This window comes from Curtobacterium sp. 320 (assembly GCF_031455235.1).
GTDB lineage: Bacteria > Actinomycetota > Actinomycetes > Actinomycetales > Microbacteriaceae > Curtobacterium.
On record NZ_JAVDSI010000013.1, the window covers coordinates 1 to 22267 of the forward strand.

At 72.7% G+C, this 22267-nt stretch carries 30 protein-coding genes; 14 read left to right on the top strand and 16 right to left on the bottom strand.

Annotated elements, in window-relative coordinates; all coding sequences use genetic code 11:
• The first annotated feature begins 243 nt into the window (after positions 1 to 243).
• The 3 genes from J2X60_RS15435 to J2X60_RS15445 are packed head-to-tail and all read left to right on the top strand — an operon-like array spanning position 244 to position 3294.
• Entirely contained in the window at positions 244 to 1212 is a 969-nt protein-coding gene (locus J2X60_RS15435; protein ID WP_309888722.1) for a CPBP family intramembrane glutamic endopeptidase, read from the top strand.
• Positions 1199 to 2626: a histidine kinase gene (locus J2X60_RS15440; protein ID WP_309888724.1), complete on the top strand. Its 1428-nt coding sequence runs from the start codon at positions 1199 to 1201 to the stop codon at positions 2624 to 2626. Before J2X60_RS15435 ends, J2X60_RS15440 begins: the two co-directional genes overlap by 14 nt.
• Entirely contained in the window at positions 2623 to 3294 is a 672-nt protein-coding gene (locus tag J2X60_RS15445; protein ID WP_071302542.1) for a response regulator transcription factor, read from the top strand. The genes J2X60_RS15440 and J2X60_RS15445 overlap by 4 nt, the downstream gene beginning before the upstream one ends.
• Positions 3295 to 3353: 59 nt before the next feature.
• Here the strand turns inward: J2X60_RS15445 and J2X60_RS15450 are convergent, their stop codons facing one another.
• The 3 genes from J2X60_RS15450 to J2X60_RS15460 are packed head-to-tail and all read right to left on the bottom strand — an operon-like array spanning position 3354 to position 5217.
• Positions 3354 to 3962 (bottom strand): dihydrofolate reductase family protein, encoded by a 609-nt coding sequence (locus tag J2X60_RS15450; RefSeq protein ID WP_309779755.1) that lies wholly within the window; start codon positions 3960 to 3962, stop codon positions 3354 to 3356.
• A gap of 23 nt (positions 3963 to 3985) precedes the next feature.
• On the bottom strand, positions 3986 to 4915 hold the full coding sequence (locus J2X60_RS15455; RefSeq protein ID WP_309888727.1) for an NmrA family NAD(P)-binding protein: 930 nt from the start codon (positions 4913 to 4915) through the stop codon (positions 3986 to 3988).
• Positions 4912 to 5217: an EthD family reductase gene (locus tag J2X60_RS15460; RefSeq protein WP_309888729.1), complete on the bottom strand. Its 306-nt coding sequence runs from the start codon at positions 5215 to 5217 to the stop codon at positions 4912 to 4914. Before J2X60_RS15460 ends, J2X60_RS15455 begins: the two co-directional genes overlap by 4 nt.
• Before the next feature lie 455 nt (positions 5218 to 5672).
• Here J2X60_RS15460 and J2X60_RS15465 point away from each other — a divergent pair, with 455 nt between their 5' ends.
• Together J2X60_RS15465 and J2X60_RS15470 are read left to right on the top strand one after the other, a co-directional pair.
• Positions 5673 to 5843, top strand: a complete 171-nt coding sequence (locus J2X60_RS15465; RefSeq protein ID WP_175473671.1) for a hypothetical protein — start codon at positions 5673 to 5675, stop codon at positions 5841 to 5843.
• Positions 5844 to 6162: 319 nt separating this feature from the next.
• A complete protein-coding gene (locus J2X60_RS15470) occupies positions 6163 to 6708 on the top strand; it encodes a cysteine hydrolase family protein (protein ID WP_309888731.1) in 546 nt (181 codons plus the stop codon).
• A gap of 8 nt (positions 6709 to 6716) precedes the next feature.
• On the opposite strand, the gene J2X60_RS15475 is transcribed toward J2X60_RS15470, so the two are convergent.
• Positions 6717 to 7628, bottom strand: coding sequence for a phosphotransferase (locus J2X60_RS15475; RefSeq protein ID WP_309888733.1), 912 nt, complete (start codon positions 7626 to 7628; stop codon positions 6717 to 6719).
• Positions 7629 to 7773: 145 nt separating this feature from the next.
• On the opposite strand from J2X60_RS15475, the gene J2X60_RS15480 reads away from it, so the two are divergent.
• Positions 7774 to 8202 (top strand): hypothetical protein, encoded by a 429-nt coding sequence (locus J2X60_RS15480; RefSeq protein WP_309888739.1) that lies wholly within the window; start codon positions 7774 to 7776, stop codon positions 8200 to 8202.
• 59 nt (positions 8203 to 8261) lie between these two features.
• Here J2X60_RS15480 and J2X60_RS15485 read toward each other — a convergent pair whose 3' ends face one another.
• The 5 genes from J2X60_RS15485 to J2X60_RS15505 all read right to left on the bottom strand — a co-directional run bounded on the left by J2X60_RS15485 (position 8262) and on the right by J2X60_RS15505 (position 11326).
• Complete coding sequence (locus J2X60_RS15485) at positions 8262 to 9344, bottom strand: hypothetical protein (protein WP_309888741.1); 1083 nt, start codon at positions 9342 to 9344, stop codon at positions 8262 to 8264.
• 119 nt (positions 9345 to 9463) lie between these two features.
• Positions 9464 to 9688 carry a cold shock domain-containing protein gene (locus J2X60_RS15490; RefSeq protein ID WP_309888744.1) on the bottom strand — a complete coding sequence of 75 codons (225 nt, stop codon included), beginning with the start codon at positions 9686 to 9688 and terminating at the stop codon, positions 9464 to 9466.
• 251 nt (positions 9689 to 9939) lie between these two features.
• Positions 9940 to 10158, bottom strand: a complete 219-nt coding sequence (locus tag J2X60_RS15495) for a hypothetical protein (RefSeq protein WP_309888746.1) — start codon at positions 10156 to 10158, stop codon at positions 9940 to 9942.
• 110 nt (positions 10159 to 10268) lie between these two features.
• Positions 10269 to 10673 carry a GNAT family N-acetyltransferase gene (locus J2X60_RS15500; RefSeq protein WP_309888748.1) on the bottom strand — a complete coding sequence of 135 codons (405 nt, stop codon included), beginning with the start codon at positions 10671 to 10673 and terminating at the stop codon, positions 10269 to 10271.
• A gap of 74 nt (positions 10674 to 10747) precedes the next feature.
• Positions 10748 to 11326, bottom strand: a complete 579-nt coding sequence (locus J2X60_RS15505) for an NADPH-dependent FMN reductase (RefSeq protein WP_309888750.1) — start codon at positions 11324 to 11326, stop codon at positions 10748 to 10750.
• A 41-nt stretch (positions 11327 to 11367) separates the two neighbouring features.
• Here J2X60_RS15505 and J2X60_RS15510 point away from each other — a divergent pair, with 41 nt between their 5' ends.
• On the top strand, positions 11368 to 11955 hold the full coding sequence (locus J2X60_RS15510) for an acetyltransferase (RefSeq protein WP_309888752.1): 588 nt from the start codon (positions 11368 to 11370) through the stop codon (positions 11953 to 11955).
• Between the two features lie 59 nt (positions 11956 to 12014).
• On the opposite strand, the gene J2X60_RS15515 is transcribed toward J2X60_RS15510, so the two are convergent.
• The 3 genes from J2X60_RS15515 to J2X60_RS15525 form a co-directional block, all read right to left on the bottom strand.
• The gene (locus J2X60_RS15515) at positions 12015 to 12971 is read right to left on the bottom strand and encodes an LD-carboxypeptidase (protein WP_309888754.1); all 957 of its coding nucleotides are present in this window, start codon (positions 12969 to 12971) and stop codon (positions 12015 to 12017) included.
• Positions 12972 to 13041: 70 nt separating this feature from the next.
• A complete protein-coding gene (locus tag J2X60_RS15520) occupies positions 13042 to 13341 on the bottom strand; it encodes a hypothetical protein (RefSeq protein WP_309888756.1) in 300 nt (99 codons plus the stop codon).
• Between the two features lie 52 nt (positions 13342 to 13393).
• Positions 13394 to 13828 carry an HIT family protein gene (locus tag J2X60_RS15525; protein WP_309888758.1) on the bottom strand — a complete coding sequence of 145 codons (435 nt, stop codon included), beginning with the start codon at positions 13826 to 13828 and terminating at the stop codon, positions 13394 to 13396.
• Between the two features lie 114 nt (positions 13829 to 13942).
• Between J2X60_RS15525 and J2X60_RS15530 the strand changes: the two genes are divergently transcribed.
• The 5 genes from J2X60_RS15530 to J2X60_RS15550 are packed head-to-tail and all read left to right on the top strand — an operon-like array spanning position 13943 to position 17729.
• Entirely contained in the window at positions 13943 to 14518 is a 576-nt protein-coding gene (locus tag J2X60_RS15530) for a DUF308 domain-containing protein (protein ID WP_309888760.1), read from the top strand.
• Positions 14515 to 15405: a universal stress protein gene (locus tag J2X60_RS15535; protein WP_309888762.1), complete on the top strand. Its 891-nt coding sequence runs from the start codon at positions 14515 to 14517 to the stop codon at positions 15403 to 15405. Before J2X60_RS15530 ends, J2X60_RS15535 begins: the two co-directional genes overlap by 4 nt.
• Positions 15406 to 15430: 25 nt before the next feature.
• A complete protein-coding gene (locus J2X60_RS15540) occupies positions 15431 to 16198 on the top strand; it encodes a 5-oxoprolinase subunit PxpA (RefSeq protein WP_309888764.1) in 768 nt (255 codons plus the stop codon).
• Positions 16195 to 16848, top strand: a complete 654-nt coding sequence (locus J2X60_RS15545) for an allophanate hydrolase subunit 1 (RefSeq protein ID WP_309888766.1) — start codon at positions 16195 to 16197, stop codon at positions 16846 to 16848. Before J2X60_RS15540 ends, J2X60_RS15545 begins: the two co-directional genes overlap by 4 nt.
• A complete protein-coding gene (locus J2X60_RS15550; RefSeq protein WP_309888768.1) occupies positions 16845 to 17729 on the top strand; it encodes a biotin-dependent carboxyltransferase family protein in 885 nt (294 codons plus the stop codon). The genes J2X60_RS15545 and J2X60_RS15550 overlap by 4 nt, the downstream gene beginning before the upstream one ends.
• A gap of 1 nt (position 17730) precedes the next feature.
• On the opposite strand, the gene J2X60_RS15555 is transcribed toward J2X60_RS15550, so the two are convergent.
• On the bottom strand, positions 17731 to 18591 hold the full coding sequence (locus tag J2X60_RS15555) for a hypothetical protein (RefSeq protein WP_309779778.1): 861 nt from the start codon (positions 18589 to 18591) through the stop codon (positions 17731 to 17733).
• Positions 18588 to 19148, bottom strand: a complete 561-nt coding sequence (locus tag J2X60_RS15560) for a sigma-70 family RNA polymerase sigma factor (RefSeq protein WP_309888769.1) — start codon at positions 19146 to 19148, stop codon at positions 18588 to 18590. The genes J2X60_RS15555 and J2X60_RS15560 overlap by 4 nt, the downstream gene beginning before the upstream one ends.
• A 119-nt stretch (positions 19149 to 19267) precedes the next feature.
• Between J2X60_RS15560 and J2X60_RS15565 the strand changes: the two genes are divergently transcribed.
• Together J2X60_RS15565 and J2X60_RS15570 are read left to right on the top strand one after the other, a co-directional pair.
• Positions 19268 to 19573 (top strand): antibiotic biosynthesis monooxygenase family protein, encoded by a 306-nt coding sequence (locus tag J2X60_RS15565; protein ID WP_309888771.1) that lies wholly within the window; start codon positions 19268 to 19270, stop codon positions 19571 to 19573.
• 65 nt (positions 19574 to 19638) lie between these two features.
• On the top strand, positions 19639 to 21303 hold the full coding sequence (locus tag J2X60_RS15570) for an ABC-F family ATP-binding cassette domain-containing protein (protein WP_309888773.1): 1665 nt from the start codon (positions 19639 to 19641) through the stop codon (positions 21301 to 21303).
• A 41-nt stretch (positions 21304 to 21344) separates the two neighbouring features.
• Here the strand turns inward: J2X60_RS15570 and J2X60_RS15575 are convergent, their stop codons facing one another.
• Together J2X60_RS15575 and J2X60_RS15580 are read right to left on the bottom strand one after the other, a co-directional pair.
• A complete protein-coding gene (locus J2X60_RS15575; protein WP_309888775.1) occupies positions 21345 to 21713 on the bottom strand; it encodes a YciI family protein in 369 nt (122 codons plus the stop codon).
• 39 nt (positions 21714 to 21752) lie between these two features.
• Entirely contained in the window at positions 21753 to 22232 is a 480-nt protein-coding gene (locus J2X60_RS15580; protein WP_309780442.1) for a gluconokinase, read from the bottom strand.
• Positions 22233 to 22267 lie beyond the last annotated feature (35 nt).

Here is a 22267-nt window from a genome sequence, read left to right on the forward strand (position 1 = left end):
GGCCCGCCCAGGCCGGTGCCCCCCCCCCGCGCGGGGGCGGGGCGGCCCCCCCCCCCCCCCCCCCCCCCCCCCCCCGGGGGCCCCCCCCCCCCCCCCCGCGGGGGGGGGGGGGGGCCCCCCGCCCCCCCCCCGCCTCCAGTCCGTGGTCCTCGCGTCCACGTCCTTGCATCCTTCGGAGGAACCCCGCGGAGTGCGTCCCTTCGCCGGTCGTCCGTCGGACGCCCCGTTCGTAGCGTCGATGCCATGACGATCACCACCGAAGACCGGCACACCGCCCGCACCGGCACCGCCCGTCGGACCGGGGTCCGCGGGGTCATCACGCGGCACCCGCTGGCCTCCTTCGCCACCCTCGCCCTCGGCCTCAGCTGGCTGGCGTGGATCCCCTACATCCTGTCGCCGCACGGCCTCGGCGTCTGGGACCTCCACTTCCCCGAGTTCCTCGGCACGGCGCAGTTCACCGGCGTCCTGCCGGGAGCGTTGCTCGGCCCCCTCGGCGGTGCCTTCCTCGTGACGGCGATCGCCGACGGCCGCCCCGGACTCCGCCGCTGGGTCGGTCGGCTCTGGCGCTGGCGGGTCGCCTGGTACTGGTACGCCCTCGCCCTCGTCGGCGTGCCCGCGATCATCGTCGCCACCGGGCTGCCCTTCGCCGGCGGCCAGGTGCAGGCGCCGAGTGCGCTCGCGCTGCTCGCCCTCGTTCCCGGCCTCGTGGTGCAGCTCTTCTCCACCGGGCTGTCCGAGGAGCCCGGCTGGCGCGACTTCGCCCTGCCTCGATTGCAGGAGCGGTTCGGCCCGCTGGGCGCCGCCGCCGTGCTCGGTCCGCTGTGGGCGCTCTGGCACATGCCGCTCTACCTCAGCGACTGGGGCGGGTGGCCGGACGCGCACTGGACGGAGCCGGTCGTGTTCGCCCTGTTCACCATCACCTTCAACGTCGTGATGACGTGGGTGTTCAACCGCACCGGCGAGAGCCTGCCGGTCGCCCTCCTCCTGCACGTCGGCGTCAACAACACCATCTCGACACTGTGGGCCGACATGTACCCGGGGATGACCGCCGGCACGATGATGCACGGCCTCGCGATCGTGTCCACCGTCGCGGCCCTCGTCCTGCTCGTGGTGACACGGGGGCGGCTCGGCTACCCCGGCGGCGGACGCGGCGGCAGCGGCCGCACCGTCGGCACGCCCCGACTCGTAGGATCGAACGATGGCACCCGCTGACGCGCCCGACCGACGCGACGCACGCGGCGTGCCCACCCGACGACGCCGCTGGACCGACCTGCTCGTCGCCCCCGGCACCGCCGTGGTCACGCTCGGACTCCTGTTCGGCCTGCCGCCACTCGACGCCCTGGACCCGGACACCGCCGGCACGATGGGAGCGGGCCCCGGGTTCCCCGATGTCGGCGGGACCGCGTGGACCCTCCTCGCGATCACCCTGGTCGCCCAGTCGGCCCTGCTGCTCGGCGCCCGCCGGGCACCCCGCTCCGTACTCCTCGCCGTCGGTGCGCTGCCGATCCTCCTGGCCCTCGTGTCGACGAGTGCCGCGTTCGGCCTCACCGCACTGCCCGTCGTCGTGGCGGTCGTGCTCGCCACGCTCCGGGTCCCGCTCCCCCGCCTCTGGCCGGCCGTCGCGGGATCGGCGGTGCTCGTGGCGGTCGGCACGGGGATCACGTGGGCCCACGGCTCCGGCGCGATGCGGAGCGGCGTCGTGTCCGGGCTCGGCGCGTCGGCCGGGCAGGGCGTGCTGCAGGCCGTCGGTGCAGTCGGACTCCCCCTCGTGGTGACGCTCATCGTCCGGTCCCGCCGCGAGCTCCGTGCCGCACGTCGGGCCGAGTCGGACGCCCGCACCGCAGCAGCCGACGCCCGCACCGCAGCAGCCGACGCCCGGACCGCGGCAGCCGACGCCCGGACCGCCGAGGCAGCCGCCCTCGCCCGGGAGCAGGACGCCCGCGTCGAGGCGGCCGTCTCCCGGGAACGCGCCGCGATGGCCCGCGAGCTGCACGACATCGCCGCCCACCACCTGTCCGGGATCGCCCTGATGTCGGCCGTCGTCGACCGGCAGATCGACACCGACCCGGACGGCGCGCACGAGGGTGTCCGGCAGGTTCGCGAGCAGAGCACGGCCGTCCTCGAGGACCTCCGCCGCCTCGTCGGACTCCTCCGCGACGACACCCCCGCCGAGACCCTGGTCGAGACCGTCGCCGGCATCGTCGACCTCGTCGAGGCCGCCCGCACCCGCAGCGCGGTCGAGCTCTCCGTGCAGCCGGGCGACCACCCGCTGGCGGACGGCATCGGTCCGCTCACCCAGCTCGTCGCCTACCGCACCGTGCAGGAGGCCCTCGCCAACGTCGCGCTCCACGCCGCCGGCGCACCGTGCCGGGTGACCGTCGACGACCGCGACCCCGACCACCTGACGGTCCGCGTCGAGAACGGGGTGCCCACCGCACCGTCCGTCGGCAGCTCGCCGTCGGGTGGGAACGGACTGCGCGGCATGCGCGAGCGGGCAGAACTGGTCGGGGCGCGCCTCCAGGTCGGACCCACCGGTGACGGTGGCTGGACGGTCGAGCTGGTGACGGCTCGGGAGGCGCGACCCGCCGCCGACACGTCGGCCGACGCGCCGGAGGTGGCCGGGTGATCCGCGTGCTGGTGGCGGACGACCAGCCGCTGGTCCGCGCCGGTGTCTCCGCCCTGCTGTCCGCAGAGCCCGACATCGAGGTCGTCGGGGTCGCCGCCGACGGCGGCGAGGCCCTCGCGCTCGCCCGGAGCACCCGGCCCGACGTCGCGTGCCTCGACATCCGGATGCCGGTGCGGAACGGCATCGAGGTCACGCGCGAACTCTGCGCCCCCGGGGCCGACCCTTCGGTCCCGGTGCTCGTGCTCACCACGTTCGACCTCGACGACCTCGTGTTCGGTGCGCTCGAGGCGGGTGCGTCGGGCTTCCTCCTGAAGGACGCCGAGCCGGACGTGATCGTCGGGGCCGTGCGGCAGGTCGCCGCCGGGAACGGCACCATCGACCAGGCGCTCACCCGTCGCGTGCTGCGCGAGTTCGTCGCGCGGCGAAGCCTGCAGCCGGTGTCGGGCGACCGGGCGGACGAGGTCCTCACGGCTCGCGAGCGGGACGTGCTCCTGCTGCTCGCCCAGGGGATGTCGAACGAGGAGATCGCCGCCGCGCTCGTCGTCGAGGTCTCCACGGTGAAGTCGCACCTCGCCCGGATGCTGCCGAAGCTCGGGGTGCGGTCGCGGTTGCAGGCCGTTGTGTGGGCGTACCAGAACCGGATCGTGACGGTGCCGGACGGGTCCTGACGGCCTCGGCGCGTGCTCGTGCGTCTGTTCGTGCTCCCGGCCGTGTTCTGCGGCGATGGTCAGGCGCGGCGGCGGTACCGGATGTGGGTCGTCAGCGGCGAGTGCAGGACCTCGACGGGCTCGAAGTCGAACGACTCGGCGCCGTCCTCGAAGATCCGCTCCCCGGAGCCGAGCAGCACCGGCGCGACGTCGAGCGTGAGTTCGTCGACGACCCCGGCGGCGAGCGCCTGGCGGACCGTCGAGGCGCCGCCGGCGATGTCGACCCCGGCATCTCCGGCCGCCTCGACGGCGCGGGCGTAGGCGGCGTCGAAGCCGTCGGTGACGAAGTGGAAGGTCGTGCCGCCGTCGAGCTCGATCGGGTCGTGGGCCGTGTGCGAGAGCACGAAGACGGGTGCGTGGTACGGCGGTTCGTCGCCCCACCAGCCCGTCCAGTCGTCGGGCCGCTCGGTGCTGGGCGGCCCGAACATGTTCTGGCCCATCACGTACGCGCCGCGGGGGCGCATGAGCCAGCCCGCTGCCGTGCGGTCCGCCTCGCCGACGTCGGCGCCGGGCATGTGCCAGGTGTGGAGCTCCCCGCCCCGGCGTCCGAGGGGTTGGTCGAGGCGCTGGTCGGGCCCTGCGACGAAGCCGTCGAGGGAGATCGACATGTGGCAGGTGGTGTCGGTCATCAGGTGCGCTTCCGTTCGGGGGCTCAGGCTCGGGGCTCAGCTCCGTCGAGGGCTCCGGCTCCGACGTGTTCGGCGAGCACGTCCCGCACCGTCGTCCAGCCCTCTGCACCGTACCGCTCGTCGTCGACGTGGCGCAGTGTGGCCTCGCCGCTGAACATGCTGACGAAGTACTGCATGCCCTGCCACGCCGGGAACGGCTCGTCGTCGCCGGCCTTCGACAGGCGTCGTCCGACCCGGGCCATCGCCGAGAGCGTCGACGCGGTCCCCGCCCACTGCAGTCGGAAGGGGGTGCCGGTGAGCCGGGACATCGTGTCGGCGATGCTCCGCGAGGTCACCCGGTCCCCCGCGACCTCGACGAAGCGCGGTGCAACCGGGTCGAGCGCGACGAGGGCGGTGGTGCGGGCGACGTCGTCCTTCGTGGTGAAGTCGAGCACCTGGTCGGCCGAGGACCAGTAGAGCACCCGCTGTCGGTCGAACAGGATGAGCGGCGCCTGCCCGGTGAGCATGTCCGTGAACGCGCCGTTCAGCACCGAGGTCGCCCGGATGCGTGCGGCGTCGAGGTCGGCGGCGAACTCGCGACGCAGCTCGAAATTCCGGTTCGTCCCCGGGGTGATGGACCGGTAGTCGGCGGCGTAGTCCGACGGGATGAACCGTTCGACGCCGGCGTCCACCGCTGCCCGGAGCAGGGCGCGCTGCGCGTCGACGATGACCGAGCGCGTGCCGCTGACCGCGGACACCACGACCTCGGCCCCGGCGAGCGCCGACGTCAACGCTGCGTGGTCGCCGTAGTCCGCTCGGACCACCTCGACGTGGTCGTCGTCCTCGGTCGGTGCCGTCGCCGTGGACCCGGGGCGGGTCAGGACGCGGACGTGGGTGTCGTGCCTGCGGAGTGCCCGGACGATGCGTCCGCCGAGGTCACCGGTCGCGCCGGCGACGAGGGCGGTGGTGGTCACGCCTGCTCGACGTCGGAGAAGAGCCCGGTGAAGGTCGCTCCGGTGGCGCCGAGCTGGCCGAAGAACGCGCCCGCTTCCTCGCCGGCGACGGCTGCGGAGGCGTCGTCGTAGGAGTCGAAGTACAGGTCGAGCGTCCGGTGCGCCGGCGTGGGCGTGCCGTCCTCCTTCGGCCAGACCTTGCCGGCCTCGAGGCGGCGGAGCTGCGGCAGGGCGCCGGCTGCTTCCTCGAGTGCGGGGTACGCCTGCTCGAATGCCGCGGGGTCGGCCGGGTTGTCGATGATGAGGGTGATCTTGGTCGTCATGGGGCCAGTGTTCTCCCTCGTCGCTGTCGCCGTCCGGAGGGGTCGGATCTCGTCGCTGCGCGCGCACGCGTCTCCGTCGCGTTCGACTCGGCGCCGGGTGGTTCGGAGTGGTTCTGGTCCGCGATGCGACGCCAACTCGTGCGTTAGGGCTGACCCCAGCGAGCCCTCGGCCGCCCGCCTCGGTGGCCGATCGGCTGACGAGCCGAGCTCGCAGGCCTGTGGCTGGACGCGGCGAGTGTCACACGCACACCTACCCAGGCGGACCGCGGGCTGGCCGACCGGTGGCGCACCTCCCCCTCTGGGTGGATGCGCGGGCTCTCGTGCAGCTGTCAGGCTCCGACCGGCGCACCGCGTCGTACCGATGAGGGGATCGAACGTGAACACGAGAACACACGCACTTCGACGCACGACCTTCGTGAAGACCGCCCGGAACAACTGCAGTTGAGGTGCAACCGATGTTGCTGAAGTTCATCCCGATCCCGATCATCATCCTCGGCTTGATCGGTTTCCTCGCCGACATCAGTTGGTGGTTGCTCGCCATCCTCGGAGCCGCCTCGGCACTCGCCCTCATCGCCGGAGACGCCCTGATCGCTCGACACAAGCGGCAGACGTCAGCACGCCGTTGAGACAACGAGAGCCCCAACGCCCATCGGTGCTGGGGCTCTCGTTTCTCCACAGGGCAGCGTTCTACGAGTGCGAATCTGGTCGGAGCAGCGCAACTCAGCGTGACACTCATCATCAGAACGCCCCGCCCCGCCTCCCGAACACGGGTCGATGCCCCGGCGTCCGCGCTTCCCGCGATTGCAGGAGTGGCCCCGGATCGAGTACTGAAGCCACGCGCTTGTGGCGGCGACCGGTTGCGGATCAGATGTCGAGACCGTGCTCAGGGCCCCACGCTTGTCCGAACCGTCATCCGGATCGCACATGGGTGACAGGATGCTGGTCATGCCGACCATGAGTGCGCTTCTTGTCATCGATCTGCAGCGGGGCGTGATGAGGGACTGTTTCGACGCGGAGGGTGTGCTCGCGCGGACTGCCCGACTCGTTGATCGTGCCCGAGCAAGCGATGTGCCTGTCGTGTGGGTGCAGGATCACGACGACTTCGCGGAGGGGTCCGCAGACTGGCAACTGGCGGCGCCGCTGGAGCGGCGATCGAACGAGCCACTGGTGAAGAAGGAGTACCGGGACTCGTTCTCGGACACGGACCTCGACGAGGTCCTCGATCGCTTGGGCGTGCGGCATCTCATCGTCGCGGGTGCGCAGAGCGACTACTGCATCCGGACGACGACCCAGGCCGCGGCAGCGCGCGGCTTCGACGTGACGCTGGTGTCCGATGCACACACGACCACGGACGCAGAGCACGACGGTGTCCGCATCAGTGGGGAGCAGATCGTCGCCCACACGAACATGTACTTCGGCGGGCTCAGGTACCCCGGCCGGCACTACACCGCCGAGCCACACGACCGAGTGGAATTCGCGCCCGGTCCCTGACGGATCGGCTACCGGATGAACTGCTGGATCACATCGAGGCCGTCGTGGCAGCGCTGGACGTACCCGGCGTACAGATCCGCACGGTTGTCGAGCGCCCAGCGCGTGACGTCGACGAGGTGCAGAGCGGTCATCATCGCGAGTTCATCCCGCGCCCGGTCCGAGCCGAGGCCGGCGGCTTCCACGAAGTCGTCGTAGTCCTGCCGATCGACCGACTCGTCGATGAAGCACCACTCGAAGACCCGCCGAGCGTCGGTCCAAGGAGTTGGTCCGGTCTCAGCGCCTCCCCAGTCGATCAGGACGGGTGGGGCCTCCGGGCCGCGGGAGATGAGGTTGCGGGGCGCGAGGTCGCCGTGTGCCAGGCCGTGTTCGTAGATCCCACGAGCCAGGTGGGTGAACATGCGATCGACGACTGCTGGTTGCTCGTAGGCGCCGTCTGTGAAGAGCACGTCATCCGGCCCGAGGGAAGTGCGGTTGTAGTCGAGGTGCGCGGCCCACGCGGTGTGGAGGTCCTTCCCGAACCGTGAGTAGAGGGACAGCGGCGCGTCGTGCAGGGGCACCCTGCCGACCGTGCGGGCGTAGACGCCGAGCCATGACCACGGCCGCAGGACCGCGCGGTCGTCAGGTGCGACGTAGGTCGACAGCGAGAACGGCACCCCGCCCTCCACTCCGTGAGCGAGGGGTTCCGCAGTGGCGATGCCCGTTCGGGACGCTGTGTCCGCCGCCCAGGCCTCCACTGGGAACTCATCGGCGCGGAGCGGATCCACCGGGTACCGGAGGACGACGGGGTTGCCTCCTGCGCGTTCGACGCGGAACGTGTGGTTGACCGTGCCGCCCGGGAGCGGTTCGAGACGTGTGGGCGTTCCACCGATGCTCCGCATCACCGCGCTGAGCCAGGCGTCGTCGACCATGTTGGTGTCCACCCTCCCATTGTGATGCGGATGGAGACCGCAGCTGCGGGCCGACCGGTCGTCCGTCCGCGCTCCTCTGGGTGGCGGCTGAGCGCGAGACGGGGACGGCCAGCAGGATGGATCGGACCGCGCGAGCGCGTCGGTCGGAGAGGACACCGTGACGAACGACATCAGCGATGCCGGACTGCAGGCAATGATCGACCGAGCCGGGCAGATCACCGCCGACGAGGCAGAGTCGCTCGACATCGCGTGGAAAGCCGACGAGGCGATCCTGCTGCCGGAACCGAGTGCCTCCCTCGCGATCCAGGGAGGCGCTGACGGGCGGATGGTCACGAACGCCGATCTCGTGGCCGCTTGGCAGCACGCGCTCGAGGCCGCTGGCGCAGCGGGACGCGTCGAGGAGATCGAGGCCGCGCAGGAGGCTGGACGCGCGGTGCGGCACTCGGGGGCGCACCTCCGGGATCGTGCGGGGGCCGAGGAAGCAGTCCGGTCCGCGGTCCTCGCGGCCGGTGTGCGCGACCTCGTCTCGGACGACGAGTACGCCACGCTGACGGCCGTCTGGCGCAAGGTGCTCGGAGAGGTCTGACTCGTCGGCTGCTCGCGCTCGACCCAGAGTTCCTCGTCGCTTGGTTTCGAGCCGGCGGGTCAGGGGCGAGCGACGCCGCTGAAGTCCGGGGAGCCGTCCGGCGCCGCCGGCACCGGCGTCCCGTCGACGTAGCGCGGCCACGCGAGCGCGCGGGCGCCGTCCGGTCGACGTTCGTAGAGCAGACCGTCGCTGCCCGTGACCGTCAGCGCCGTTTCATGGGTCGTCGAAGCGCCGTCCGCTCGGGCCGACCAGGCCGCCTCAGCCGGAGGCACCTCGTGGTCGACGAGCCGCCCGGATGCCACTGGAGGGACGGCAGGTCCGGGCACGCTCGTCCACTCGCCGACGGGCGGAACGGCTGCAGCGTGCTTATCCGAACCGGACACCCCCGTGGGCTCCCCCACCGGTGGCGTGGTGGAGGCCGCACCGTCCGGCGTCGAGGACGGTCGAGGCCACACGGCTGCGGACGGCTCGGAGGACCCACCCTGGCCCCCGCGGTCGTGGTCACGCGGTCGGAACAGCGCGTTGCTCAGCGGCACGACGACGGTTCCGAGCAGGTCGAGGATGACCACGACCCACACCAGTCGCCAGTACCCGCTGTCGAGGTCGAGGTCGGGAGCGAGGAGGGGCACCGACAGCAGCAGGGCGAGGAGCGCGATCACCCCGACGGTCGCCTTCGCGACGAGCTGCAGCAGCGGGGTCGGGTAGCGCCGGTGGATGACGAGGAGCAGGTGCACGTGCAGCAGCGCGAAGCGTGCGACGAACACGATGCCGATCCACTGCATGAACCGTTCGCCGACGAGCCAGATCCCGTCCCCGCCGAGCGTGTCGACCGGCACGATCCAGACCTTGACCAAGCCGGTCACGAGCAAGTACAGCGAGACGACGATGCTCGCGAACGCGAACCTCCCGGACCGCCGCGACGACACGTCGGCGTCGTACCAGGACAGGAGCGCGAACACGACGACCACGACGACGGTCAGCAGGAGTTGCACGGCGACCCGGCCGAAGTCTCCGAGGAGCACCGCGACGATGCCGGCCAGGCCGGCAGCGACGACGGCACCGATGATCGTCCGGAACACCAGTGGACGGACTCTCGCCCACCGTGGGTCGATCGTGCCCGTCACGACATCCGTGCTCGCCATGCGCGCCCTCCCTCACGTCGATGTCCCCGAACACTAGCGGCGCTCGACCGTCCGCACAGCACCGTGAACGGGGGCCGCTCGGTTCGCGCACGGCCGTCAGTTCGACCATCGGTCAGTGATCAGATGCCCGTGACGCTGTGCGCTCGGAAGAAGTACCCGTCCTGTCCGGCAGGGTAGGGCTCCACCTCGAACCGCACGGCCTGGCCGGGCCGCAGCGAGAGGAAGCCGGGACCATCCAGGACGGAGAAGTGCACGAAGACGTCAGACTCGAGCGCTTCCGAACGGAGGGCGCCCCAGCCGTCGTCGTCACTCCACCAAACACAAACGCCTTCGACGACCTGCACGACCGCAACGTACCGCGTGGAGGCGTCCGGCTGCCGAACGGCTACCGAAGGTCGACCACAGCGGGATCTTCGGTCGAGGCCGTCCACGCCTGTCGGCGACCAATCGCTGCCCCATCCGCTGGCGCGCGGGTCGGCGGCCTCGCTGTTGGTGACCTCCGACATCGCCCGCAGCGAAGTGAGGCCTACGGACCCGGCCCGGCTCGCGCCTCTTCGGAGGAGCTTCCACCGCGCCAGGTCGGTCGTCCGAGCAGTCAGCTGTCGAGTGCGATGACCCACGGGATCAGCAGGAGGCCCGCGACGATCAGCACGCCGATCCCGGACCAGAACCACGGAGCACTGGTCCCACGCTCCGCCCTCGCCCGGCCGATCCCGTCTCGGCGGATCGCGATGACTGCAGCACGCCCCATCAACCCGAGCCCCGCCAGCATGATGATCATGAAGCCCCACCACGTCCACCACGAGAACTTCACGAGAACTCCACGAGACGAGTATGCCGGGTGAGACGCGGTCCTGATCGCGACGCGAGCAACTGGGTTCTTCTCGACGACCGCGACCGACGACCGACGACCGAGACGCGGGATCAGCGCAGGTGCACGAGTCCAGCGCGCGTCGGGAGGAAGCCGGAGGCCCCCTCGTAGAACGGCACCAGGTCCTCGCCGTAGTCGACGAACAACCACTCGCAGCCGGCAGCGCGGACCGCTTCCACCGCGGCGCGGACGACCGCGGTCCCGAGGCCCCGGTGCTGATGAGCGGGATGCGTCTTCGTGTCGATGAGGAACGCGTGGTCCGCACCGTCCCACGCGACGTTCACGAACCCGACCAGGGACCCGTGCGTGTCCCGGGCTGCGACCCAGCCGAGGGAGTGCGGACGGACCCGATCCCACCACCCCGCCTCGGGCGTCCCTCCGTGCGCCGCGGTGAGGTCTGCGAGCTCGTCGTCGCCGATGGTCGAGCGCCAGGTCAGGGTCACGTCGTCGTGCTGCATCGTCACAAGCTCCCATGAACGAGTCGGCTGCACCAGGCCATCACACAGAGGCCGGCGACGGGCAATCGGCGCCGTCAGATCTCCCAGTCCGACGAGTACGTCCGGCCCTGCAACAGGTGCGCGAGCTCGACGTGCACGTCCATGGTCTTGTCCATCCGCTCGGACCGGCCCGGGCGCAGCTGCTCGCCCTCCCAGTCGCGCTCCGAGAAGTACGCGGTGTACGGGTTGACGACGCACTTGAAGTCGAGCATCAGGGACTGCGCGAGTGCCCCGGTCGCCATCGTGCTGTGCGGAAGACCCGCTGCGCAGACGAAGGTGACGACCTTGTCGAACCAGGCCGCGCGGCGTCCGTTGCCCGTCGCGCCGGTGGCTTCCACGAGCGCCTTCACCGTCGACGAGGGCGCCCAGTTGTATATCGGGAACGCGAGGACGACGCCGTCCGCACCGCTGATCGCCCGGTGCAGCTCCTCGAACGCGCGTGTGCCGAACACCCGGTCGTTGTCGAACGCTCCGAGCCCTGCATCGACGAGGTCGATGACACCGCCCCGGTGTCCCGCGCTCCGGAGGCGTTCCGCGGCACGGTCGGCAAGACGGCGGCTGACGCTCGCGGGATCGAGGCTGCACGAGACGACGGGCAGGTTCAGCGACTCCACCCGCAGCACGCTACCGGAGCGGCCGTGCGAGGATCGGAGCCGTGGGGGAAACGAGAGTGTTGCCAGCGGACGCGCCCGAGGTCGCGGAACTCGAAGCGCAGGGCTGGAGCGTCACCGCCCGGTCGTTCGGCGCCCAGCTCGACGCCGACCGGATCGACCGGCAGCGGCTGCAGTCGCTCGTGGACCGCACCGCCGACATCGGGACGACGCGGCCGCTCGGTCCCGACGACGTCGACGCGGTCCTGCGGCTCGACGCGCTGACGGCCCACGACTACCCCGGCGGCGTCGCGACCCAGCACGAGCCGCTCGACCGCGGGGCAGCGACCCCGACGACGTCGAGGCCCGCGTTCGGCACGGTCACGCCGGCCGGCGAACTCGTCGCGATGACGTTCGTCGACACGGACGGTGCCCACACGGAGACCCACTTCACGGTCGTGCACCCCGGCCTGCGCGGCCGCGGGCTCGGACAGGCGGTCAAGGCTGCGTCAGTGCTCGCGTTGGCGGACGCGGGCACGACCCGGTTCCGCACCGGCGGTTCCGCGGAGAACACCGCGATCACGGCGTCGAACGCCGCCCTCGGCTACGTCCGCGACGAGGAGTGGGTGACGCTCGAGCCGCGCCCTCGGTGAGGACGTGCGCACCGTCGGACGGGAGGCGCGGGTCGGGCCCGCACCGCGCCTCCCGTCCGTCAGACCAACCGCTGAGTGATGCTGCCGACCGGTCCGTCGAGCACGACCTCGGCGAGCGCGCTGTTCACCAGCGGCATCTGCGGCGGCTGGTGGCCGGTGTCGAAGTCGAGCACCACGGGGATGCCGAGGTCGCCGAGTGCGTGCCGGACGGCCTCGTCCTGGTCCAGCTGGGGAACCGCCGCTCCCTCGGTGCGCCCGATGAGGACGCCGTTCGCGTCGTCGAACCAGCCGGCGAGCCGCAGCGACGTGAGCATCCGCAGCGCGGTGACCGCGTTCGACTCCGCGACCTCGAGGTACACGATCGTGCCCTCCGGCGCGTCCCGCCGGGCGAAGCCGGGGACGTCGCCGTAGGGGGTGCCGGCGAGCAGTGACACGGTCTCGAGGCACCCGCCGATGAGGCGTCCGCGGATCGCGACCTGGGACGCGCCGTCGAGGGCGCGCCAGCGGGTCGGGGTGTCGTAGGCGCCGTCGCGGTCGAGGACCTCGTCGGCCCAGGCGCCCCACGGGCGGCTGCGACGACGCGGGGCACTGCGCTGCTCGACCGTGCCGGCGGCTGGGAGCGCTGCGATGTCGGTCCAGCGGGCGAACTCGGCGGGGAGCTCGTACGGCTCGTCCATCAGGTTCGCACCGTGCAGGGTCGCGAGGCCCGTCATCGTCGTGAGCGGGAGGAGCAGGGTCGAGATGTCCGACCAGCCGGCGAACCAGGCGCGCGAGGCGGCGAGGGCGTGCCAGTCGACCGACCCGACGAGTTCGATCGCGAGCTCACCACCCCACGGCGGGAGGACGACGTCGGCGCTCCGGAACGCGTCGTGCAGGTCGGCGACGCGTTCGGTGACGCTGGCCGGGACGAGCCCCGGGGTGGTGGCGTGCGGCCGCACGTGCACGCTGAGTCCGCGAGCCGTCAGGGCGTCCGCACCGTCCTGCAGTCGGCCGTGCAGGTGCTCGGGGACGCCCATCGACGGTGTGCGGGGACCTCGACGCGCCCGCCGGCGACCAGGGGCCTCGGGTAGGTGATGCCGGCCATGCTCAGGCGGGGGCCATCCGACCGGCGCCGACCGGCAGCGGTCCGGCGCGGTACACGAGCGACACGTCGGTCGCGGTCACCGTCCTGGCGGCTGCGCCGAAGCGCCACACGCGGTTGTAGAGGTAGACGCCGATCTCCGTGCCGCCGTCGTCCGGGACCGCCCACGTGCCCGTCCCCCACTGCGCCGGGTGTCCGACGCCGTCGATCGTCACGGTCGGTCGGGCGAACCAGGTGAGCATCGGGCGGGTGATCTCGAGTTCCACGCGACGCTTGGTCGTGCCGGACGGCTGTGTCGTTTCCACCGTCGCAGGATACGGGGCCGCCGCGCGCGACAGCCTGCCGGTCGGTCCGGACTCAGCCGTCGCGCATGTGCGCCGCGATCGCCGCGCGGTCGGCGGGGTCGAGCGGCGCCACCGGGTACCGGCTCGTGTCCTCGCGGAACTCGTACCCGTCCCCGGAGGCGCGCGGGATGACGTGCAGGTGTGCGTGGGGGACGCCCTGGTCGGCCACGGAGCCGTTCGACATCACCAGGTTCGTCCCCTCGACGGCCGCGCCGAGTACCTGGCGCAGTGCACGGTCGGCGCGCTGGGCGACGAGGGCGAGCTCGGTGACCTCGCGGGTGTCGAGCGCGGCGAGGTCGGTCGCGTGCCGGAGGGGCAGCACGAGCAGGTGCCCCGGGTTGATCGGGTGCCGGTCGAGGACCGCGACGACGAGGTGGCCGCGGACGACGACCTCGAAGGAGTCGGCCGCGAGGGCGGCGCAGAAGTCGCAGTCGTGGTCGTCGGTCATGCCCTCGACCGTACCGGGACGGTTCGCCGTCGCCAGTTCCCGGACCGGCGCACCACCGAGGGGTGTAGGCCAGGAAGCACCTTTCAGGGAAGGTCGGTGGACGCTGTGGACGCCATGTCAGGGAACCGTGCTCCGCATCGACGGTTGCGGACGGCCGTCGCGGTCCTCGGCGCCGTCGCGCTCGCAGCGGGGATCGCGGCCTTGCTGCTCCCGCACGCGACGCTCGTCGCCGTGGTCTGGGTGTTCGGCATCTACCTCGTCGTCGCCGGGGGCACGCTCCTCGTGCGCGCCGTCCCGGGCGGGGCGCCGGCCTGGCGACGCGTCGCGCTCGTCGTCGTCGGCGCGCTCGTCGTCGTGGCGGGCGTCTTCGCCATCGTGCACCCGCCCGTCGGCGCCCGGTGGCTGGCCTTCGCCATCGGGTTCGCGTGGCTGCTCGAGGGCATCACCCTGCTCTACGCGCCGGACACCGGCCACCGAGCGCTCACGGTCGTCGCGGCCTCACTGAGCTTCGTGAGCGGACTCGTCCTCATCACGCTGCCGGCACTCGGCGCGGTGTTCGTCGTCGCGGTGGTCGGCGGCGTCCTCATCGTCTCCGGCATCGTCCAGCTCGTCATCGCCTTCACGTGGGGGAACATCCCCGGCACGAGGAACACCGAGAACACCGGGAACACAGGGAGCACGGGCACATGAGCACAGCAGCCATCGGACGCATCGTCGTCGGGTACGACGGATCGGAGCCGGCCGACGCCGCGCTCGAGCGCAGCCTCGGCCTCGCCGCACGGCTCGGCAGCCCGGTCGAGGTCGTGACGTCCTGGCGGTGGCCGATCACCTGGAGCACCCTGCCGGTCGCGAACAGCTGGTCACCGCTGCACGACGCCGAGGAGATCCGGCAGCAGGCCGTCGACCTCGTCGAGCGACACGGCCCGCTCCCCGTCGAGGTCACGACCCGCTCGGCGGAGGGCGGTACGCCGGAGGTGCTCCTCGACGCCGCGTCCGACGCCGGGCTGCTCGTCGTCGGCAGCCGCGGACGCGGTGGGTTCCGGGGGCTGCTGCTCGGTTCGGTGAGCGCCGCCTGCATCCAGCACGCGACGTGCCCCGTGCTCGTGGACCGCGGGCGAGCTGCGACCGGGACGGACGACGGCGGTGCGTCCGGTGCCGGCGGGGCCGTCGTGGTGGGTGTCGACGGCTCCCCGGAGTCCGGCCGCGCCCTGCGGTTCGCGATCACCCTGGCCCGCGGCCTCGGGCTCCCCGTCCGGACGATCACGACGTGGCAGTGGCCGGAGGCCCTCAACCGCGACGAACCCCCGTTCGACCACTGGTCCCCCGAGCAGGACGCCCTCGCGACCGCCTCCCCCGCGCTCGACGCCGCCGAGGACCTCATCGACGACGACGTCGACGTCACGTCCGACCTCGTCGAGGGCCGCCCCGCCGAGGTTCTGCTCGACGCCAGCCGCGACGCCGCACTCCTCGTGCTCGGCAGTCGTGGCCTCGGCGGGTTCCGCGGGCTGCTCGTCGGCTCGGTCACACAGGAGTGCGCACAGCACGCATCCTGCCCGGTGGTGGTCCACCGTTCGTGACGGACCCCGCCGGTAGGTTGACAACGTGACGACGATCGACCTCAACAGCGACCTCGGCGAGGGCTTCGGCGCCTGGACGATGGGCGACGACCGGGCGATGCTCGACGTCGTCTCCTCGGCGAACGTCGCCTGCGGGTTCCACGCCGGCGACCCCGCGATCATGCTCGACACCTGCCGCCTCGCCGCCGAACGGGGCGTCGCGGTCGGGGCGCACGTCGCCTACCGCGACCTCGTCGGGTTCGGTCGTCGCGCGGTCGAGGTCACACCCGAGGCGCTCTACGCCGACGTCGTCCACCAACTCGGCGCCCTGCTCGCCACGGCCCGGGTCGCCGGCACCGCGGTGACGTACGTGAAGCCCCACGGCGCCCTGTACAACACCGCGTGCGCCGACCCGGTCCAGGCCGAGGTCGTCGTCCGTGCCACGGCCGACGTGGACCCGTCGCTCGCGGTCCTCGCGCTGCCGGACTCGGAGCTCCTCCGCGCAGCGACCGCGCACGGGCTCCGCGCCGTCTCCGAGGTCTTCGCCGACCGGGCGTACGAACCCGACGGATCCCTCGTCCCGCGCAGCCGACCGGGCGCCGTCGTGCACGACCCGACCGCGGTCGCCGATCGGGTCCTCCGGATGGTCACCGACGGCACCGTGACCGCGGTGGACGGCTCGGTCGTCCCGGTCCGGGCGGACTCGGTGTGCGTGCACGGCGACTCCCCCGACGCCGTCGCGATGGCCCGGGCGATCCGTGCGCTCCTCGACCGGCACGGGGTCGCGACCACCCCGTTCGCCCCCACACCGTGAGCGCGCCGGTCGAGCACGCCGGCCCCGCCCTCGACGTACGTCGCGCGGGTACCCGCGCGGTGCTCGTGACCTTCGGGACGCTCGCCGACGTCACCGCGTTCCGCGCCGGACTCGAGGCCGAACCCGTGCCGGGCGTGACCGAACTCGTGTCCGGAGCCCGCACGCTGCTCGTCCGCTTCGACCCGGAACGCACCGATCCCACGCGACTCGCACCGCGCCTCCAGGCCGTCGAGCCCGTCGTGCCCACCCGAGCCGACGTCGGCGAGGTGACCGCGATCCCCGTCACCTACGACGGCGAGGACCTCGACACCGTCGCCGCACTGGTCGGCACCACAGCCGCCCAGCTCGTCGCCTGGCACACCGGCCAGACCTGGACGAGCGCGTTCTGCGGCTTCGCACCCGGCTTCAGCTACCTCACCGGCTCCGCCCCGTCGCTCGACCTGCCCCGACGCACCAGCGCCCGCACGTCCGTGCCCGCCGGCAGCGTCGCCCTCGCCGGCGAGTTCAGCGCCGTCTACCCGCGAGCGTCGCCCGGCGGCTGGCAGCTCATCGGCCGCACCGACGTGGCGATGTGGTCGCTCGACCGCGACCGGCCCGCGCTCGCGCCGGCCGGCACCCGGATCCGGTTCGTCGACGCCGGCCGAGCATGAGCACCCTCACCGTCCTGCAGGTCGGCCCCGGCACGTCGACGCAGGACCTCGGCCGGCCCGGGTTCAGCGACACGGGCCTCGGCGCCGCGGGTGCCGCCGACCGCGGGGCAGCCGCACTCGCCAACCGGCTGGTCGGCAACCGTCCCGACGCGGCGGTCCTGGAGGCGCTGCTCGGCTCCGTCACGCTCCGCTCGGACGCGCACGTGGTCGCGTCCCTGACCGGCGCACCCTGCCCGGTGACGGTCGAGTCCGCGGACGGCCGGGTCCGCGGCGCGGCCTGCTTCGAGGTCGTCACGCTCGCACCGGGCGACGTGCTCCGGGTGGGTACTGCCACCGCGGGACTGCGCACGTACCTGGCGGTCCGCGGAGGCCTCGCCGTCGAACCCGTGCTCGGCAGCCGCTCGTGGGACTCCCTCGCGCGCCTCGGTCCGCCTCCCGTCACGATCGGGGACGTCCTGCCGATCGGGGACGCCGCGGATGCCTGGCCGCTCGTCGACGCCGTCGCCCCGCCGCGCTGGTCACCACCGGGCGAGGCGGTCGTGCTCGACGTCACCGCCGGACCCCGCGACGACTGGTTCACCCCGGAGTGGCGGACGGTCCTGGCCGGCCAGGTCCACCACGTCACCCCCGACAGTGACCGGGTCGGCGTACGGACCACCGCTGCCCGGCCACTCGTCCGCGCCGTGACCCGTGAGCTGCCGAGCGAGGGCGTCGAGACCGGGTCGCTGCAGGTCCCGCCGGCGGGGCACCCCGTCCTGTTCCTCGCCGACCACCCCGTCACGGGCGGCTACCCCGTCGTCACGGTGCTCACCCCCGCGTCGGTCGACCGCGCCGCCCAGCTCCGACCGGGCGACGCGGTCCGCTTCCGCGTCCTCGACTGACTCAGCCGGCGTAGCGCGGATCGGACGCGGGGTCGTACGGCTGCCATCCCCACGAGTCGTCGTCCGACGACGGGGCCGGGTGCTCGTTCTGCCAGAGGACGTCGACCGCGGACCACTCCGATGCGCTGCACCAGTCGAGCACGTACGCGTCGTGGGCCGTCGGCGCCACGAACAACGACGACCTCGGGATCCGGCCGAGCGACTCCCCCCGTGCGGTCATGCACCCCTGCAGGCGGTCGAAGGCCGCGAGGTACTCGCTCCGGGTGACGACGCCGTCCTCGGTCGCCTGGTCCTGCGCCGCGCTCGCCGCGGGCATCGGGGGTGTGCGCAGCCAGCCGTACGACAGCGTCCACCCCAGGTCCCCGTCCACGCTGAGCCGGATCCGGTGCCCGGCGATCTCCGACGCCGCGTACGAGCCCGTGACGTGCGACCCGGCGGCGCACGACGCTTTACCGTCATCGACACCGGACCCGCGCTCGGTGATCTCGCCGCTCCCGGTGCGACACGTGGCGACCCAGGTGAACGTGTCGGCACGGGCGGGAGCGCGTCCGACCGAGATCGTCTCGTTCGACGACCCGACCCGCCCGACCGGGCTGCCGACGACCCGCAGGTACGTCGCGCCCGACCCGCCGACGACCGTCGCGGCCTGGCTCTGCGCCTCGAGGGCGGCCGGGTCCGGACTCGCCGCCGCGGTGATCGCACCACCGGCGGCGGCGCCACCGAGGACGCACACCACCGCTCCCGCGATCGTCGCCGCCCGCCACCGTCGACGCCGCCGAGGTGTGTGCTCGACCGTGTCGACGAGCAATGCCCGCAGTGCCCGGTCGCGGTCGTCGGTGTCCCTGTTCGTGGAGGTGCTCATGATCGTGCTCCGTTCCGTTCGACGGCCGGCTGTGTCGTGGGCCCGCTCGCGGTGAGTGCCGCGGCGAGCCGGGTCCGTGCGCGGGAGAGGCGCGACTTCACCGTTCCCGGCGCGATGCCGAGTGCGGCGGCGATCTCCCGCTCGCTGTAGCCCTCGAGGACCGACAGCGTGATGATCTCCTGGTCGCGGTGCCCGAGCTGCCGGAGCGCCCGGACGGCGTCCCCGTCATCGTCCCGGTCCGCGTGGTCGGGGACGTGTTCGGGTGGCGGCAACCGGTCGAGCGCGGCCCGGTACCGCCGGGCCGCACGGGTCTGGTTGCGGGCGACGTTCGTGGCCGTGACGAGCAGCCACGGCAGGAGCGACCCGTCGACGAGGCGGACCCGAGCCCGGTTCCGCCAGGCCTCGAGGAACACGATCGCGACCGAGTCGGCCGCGTCCGTGTCGACCGGCACGAGCCGCATGCAGTGGCGCTGCACCCGGTGGCGGTGCCGGTCGAACACCCGCCCGAACGCCTCGCCGTCACCCTCGAGCGCCATCGCCCAGTCCCCGCTGTCCATACCCTGCAGTGTCCGGGACGACCGGATCGGTTCCACCCCGCCGCACCGGTCGACGGCGAGTCCGGAACACCCCGCTGCCGGGTGCGGTTGCATCCGGCAACGACGACGAAAGGTGCACCATGTCGATGACCGTCCTGCTCGAGGTCCAGCTCCGGAGCGACCTCCCCGAGGAGACCACCGAGGCCGCGATCCGCGAGACCCTCGCCCAGACCGGTGCGTTCGCCGGCAACGAGTCGCTCGAGGTCCTCGTCGACGACAGCGACCCGTCGCGGGTGGTCGTCGTCGAGCGCTGGACGACGCCTGAGGCCCACGACGCCTACGTCGCCTGGCGCGGCACGCCGGAGGGCGCGGCGAACGCCCTCGCCGCCGTCGTCGCCGCCCCGCCGGTCACGCGCCGGTTCGGTCGGACGATCACGCTCGACTGACGCGACACCGCTGACCCGGCCCCGCTCCGGTCGATGGTCCGCCGCGGGGATGGGACGATTGGGGCATGACCGCCACGCTCGTCGCCAAGGGACTCTCCGGCGGGTACGCCGCACGCACGCTCTTCGACTCCCTCGACCTCACCGTCGCCCCGGGGGACGTCATCGGCGTCGTGGGGGTGAACGGCGCCGGCAAGTCCACCCTGCTCCGGCTCCTCGCCGGGGTGGACGAGCCGCTGGCCGGCACCGTGTCGCTCGCACCGACGGACGCGTTCGTCGGCTTCCTGCCGCAGGAGCACGAACGCCTCGCGGGTGAGACCGTCGCCGCGTACATCGCCCGGCGGACCGGGTGCGCCGAGGCCACCGCGACGATGGACGCCGCAGCCGCTGCGCTCGGCGACCCCGACGCCGGTGACGCCGCGGCGGACGCCTACTCGGCGGCGCTCGACCGCTGGCTCGCGGCAGGTGCGGCCGACCTCGACGACCGCATCCCCGTCGTGCTCGCCGACCTCGGCCTGGCCGTCGGGTCGGAGGAGGACGGCGTCGGGCCGGAGTCGCTCATGACCGCGTTGTCCGGCGGGCAGGCGGCCCGCGTCGGGCTCGCCGCACTGCTGCTCTCGCGGTTCGACATCGTGCTGCTCGACGAACCGACGAACGACCTCGACCTGGACGGCCTCGACCGGTTGGAGGGCTTCGTCCGGGGCCTCCGCGGCGGTGTCGTGCTCGTCAGCCACGACCGCGAGTTCCTGGCGCGCTCGGTGACCGCCGTCCTGGAGCTCGACCTCGCGCAGTCCACCAACCGGCTCTTCGGCGGCGGCTACGACTCCTACCTCGAGGAGCGCGAGATCGCACGGCAGCACAAGCGCGACGCCTACGAGGAGTACGCGTCCACCAAGGCCGACCTCGTCTCCCGGGCCCGGACCCAGCGCGAGTGGTCGAGCCAGGGCGTCCGGAACGCGATGCGGAAGAGTCCCGACAACGACAAGATCCGCCGTCGTGCCGCCTCCGAGTCGAGTGAGAAGCAGGCGCAGAAGGTCCGGCAGATGGAGTCCCGCATCGCCCGGCTGGACGAGGTCGAGGAGCCGCGCAAGGAGTGGCAGCTCGAGTTCACGATCGGCAGCGCGCCCCGGTCCTCGGCGGTCGTCGCTACCCTGTCCGACGCGACGTTCACCCAGGGCGACTTCACGCTCGGGCCGGTCTCCCTGCAGATCGACGGCGGTGACCGCATCGGCATCACGGGTCCGAACGGTGCCGGCAAGTCCACGCTCCTCCGGGCGCTGCTCGGCAAGCAGGCGCCGACGACGGGCACGGCGTCGCTCGGCTCCAGCGTCGAGGTCGGCGAGATCGACCAGGCACGCGCGGCCTTCACGGGTGACCAGCCGCTGGCCGACGCGTTCGAGGCGATCGTGCCCGAGTACACGACGGCCGACGTCCGGACCCTGCTCGCGAAGTTCGGGCTGAAGGCGGACCACGTCGGCCGTCCGGCGAACGCGCTCTCCCCCGGTGAGCGGACGCGCGCCGGCCTCGCGCTCCTGCAAGCCCGCGGGGTGAACGTGCTCGTGCTCGACGAGCCCACGAACCACCTCGACCTCGCCGCGATCGAGCAGCTCGAACAGGCCCTCGACTCGTACGACGGCACCCTGCTCCTCGTCACGCACGACCGCCGCATGCTCGAGACCGTCCGCCTCGACCGGCAGTGGCGCGTCGAGGCCGGTCGCGTCACCGAGGCCTGACCGGTCGTCTGATCGCTCGGGGTCGTGACTGCCGAGCCCCGTCAGGGCGTCGGCACGCCGGGCGCGGAACCCGTGGCCGCACCACCGTCCCGCGTCCACGAACCGGCGACCGGGCGCACCTCGACGAAGCCGCCCTGCTCCGTGGCGGGGTTCCGGCGGGCGATCGCGACCGCGGCGTCGAGGTCCCGCGCCTCGATGACCCCGATGCCGTCGAGCGCGGTCGTCGCCTCGGGACGGGCTGACGGACCGTCGCCGTCGATGCGCACCACCTCGGAGGCAGGGCCGAACGCGAACGCCGCGACGAGCGCGCCGGAGTCGATGAGGTCCGAGGCGTGCCGGTCGTGGGCGGCGAGCTCGTCGGGCGACGCCTCGCCCGGGCCACCGTGGATGAGGACGACGAAGTGCGGCATGCGCCAGGCCTACACCGTGGCCGGACGCTCCGTGCGTGGTCAGCGGCGGAGCGCCAGCCGCTCGATGACCTCGGCGCTCTCCTCCTGCGGGGTCCGGTCCGCCGCGACGGTGATGTGGGCCTCGTCGTCCTGCGGCGGCTCGAGGGTGGCGAGCTGGGACTGCAGGAGCGAGGTCGGCATGAAGTGCCCGGAGCGCTTCGACATCCGGTCCTCGATGAGGGACCCGTCCCCGGCGACGTGCACGAACACCACTCCGGGTGCCCGGAGGACGTCGCGGTAGGAGCGCTTCAGCGCCGAGCAGGTCACCACGCCGGGGGTGCCACCGTCGAGGTGCGACCGGATCCACGCCGCGATGACGTCGAGCCAGGGCCAGCGGTCCTCGTCGGTCAGCGGGGTGCCGGCGTGCATCTTGTCCACGTTCGCCTGCGGGTGCATGGCGTCGCCCTCGGCGAAGTCCCACCCGAGCTGCTCGGCGACCATCGCGGCGACGGTCGACTTGCCCGATCCGGAGACCCCCATCACCACGAGGACGCGGGCATCGAGTGCGGTGTCGT

Bases quoted from the DNA above. Each gene is read 5' to 3' on its own strand.
- J2X60_RS15435 (WP_309888722.1), top strand. From the start codon at position 244: ATGACGATCACCACCGAAGACCGGCACACCGCCCGCACCGGCACCGCC.
- J2X60_RS15440 (WP_309888724.1), top strand. From the start codon at position 1,199: ATGGCACCCGCTGACGCGCCCGACCGACGCGACGCACGCGGCGTGCCC.
- J2X60_RS15450 (WP_309779755.1), bottom strand. From the start codon at position 3,962: ATGACCGACACCACCTGCCACATGTCGATCTCCCTCGACGGCTTCGTC.
- J2X60_RS15460 (WP_309888729.1), bottom strand. From the start codon at position 5,217: ATGACGACCAAGATCACCCTCATCATCGACAACCCGGCCGACCCCGCG.
- J2X60_RS15465 (WP_175473671.1), top strand. From the start codon at position 5,673: ATGTTGCTGAAGTTCATCCCGATCCCGATCATCATCCTCGGCTTGATC.
- J2X60_RS15470 (WP_309888731.1), top strand. From the start codon at position 6,163: ATGCCGACCATGAGTGCGCTTCTTGTCATCGATCTGCAGCGGGGCGTG.
- J2X60_RS15485 (WP_309888741.1), bottom strand. From the start codon at position 9,344: ATGGCGAGCACGGATGTCGTGACGGGCACGATCGACCCACGGTGGGCG.
- J2X60_RS15500 (WP_309888748.1), bottom strand. From the start codon at position 10,673: ATGCAGCACGACGACGTGACCCTGACCTGGCGCTCGACCATCGGCGAC.
- J2X60_RS15515 (WP_309888754.1), bottom strand. From the start codon at position 12,971: ATGGGCGTCCCCGAGCACCTGCACGGCCGACTGCAGGACGGTGCGGAC.
- J2X60_RS15525 (WP_309888758.1), bottom strand. From the start codon at position 13,828: ATGACCGACGACCACGACTGCGACTTCTGCGCCGCCCTCGCGGCCGAC.
- J2X60_RS15530 (WP_309888760.1), top strand. From the start codon at position 13,943: ATGTCAGGGAACCGTGCTCCGCATCGACGGTTGCGGACGGCCGTCGCG.
- J2X60_RS15535 (WP_309888762.1), top strand. From the start codon at position 14,515: ATGAGCACAGCAGCCATCGGACGCATCGTCGTCGGGTACGACGGATCG.
- J2X60_RS15550 (WP_309888768.1), top strand. From the start codon at position 16,845: ATGAGCACCCTCACCGTCCTGCAGGTCGGCCCCGGCACGTCGACGCAG.
- J2X60_RS15555 (WP_309779778.1), bottom strand. From the start codon at position 18,591: ATGAGCACCTCCACGAACAGGGACACCGACGACCGCGACCGGGCACTG.
- J2X60_RS15560 (WP_309888769.1), bottom strand. From the start codon at position 19,148: ATGGACAGCGGGGACTGGGCGATGGCGCTCGAGGGTGACGGCGAGGCG.
- J2X60_RS15565 (WP_309888771.1), top strand. From the start codon at position 19,268: ATGTCGATGACCGTCCTGCTCGAGGTCCAGCTCCGGAGCGACCTCCCC.
- J2X60_RS15570 (WP_309888773.1), top strand. From the start codon at position 19,639: ATGACCGCCACGCTCGTCGCCAAGGGACTCTCCGGCGGGTACGCCGCA.
- J2X60_RS15575 (WP_309888775.1), bottom strand. From the start codon at position 21,713: ATGCCGCACTTCGTCGTCCTCATCCACGGTGGCCCGGGCGAGGCGTCG.
- J2X60_RS15580 (WP_309780442.1), bottom strand. From the start codon at position 22,232: ATGGGGGTCTCCGGATCGGGCAAGTCGACCGTCGCCGCGATGGTCGCC.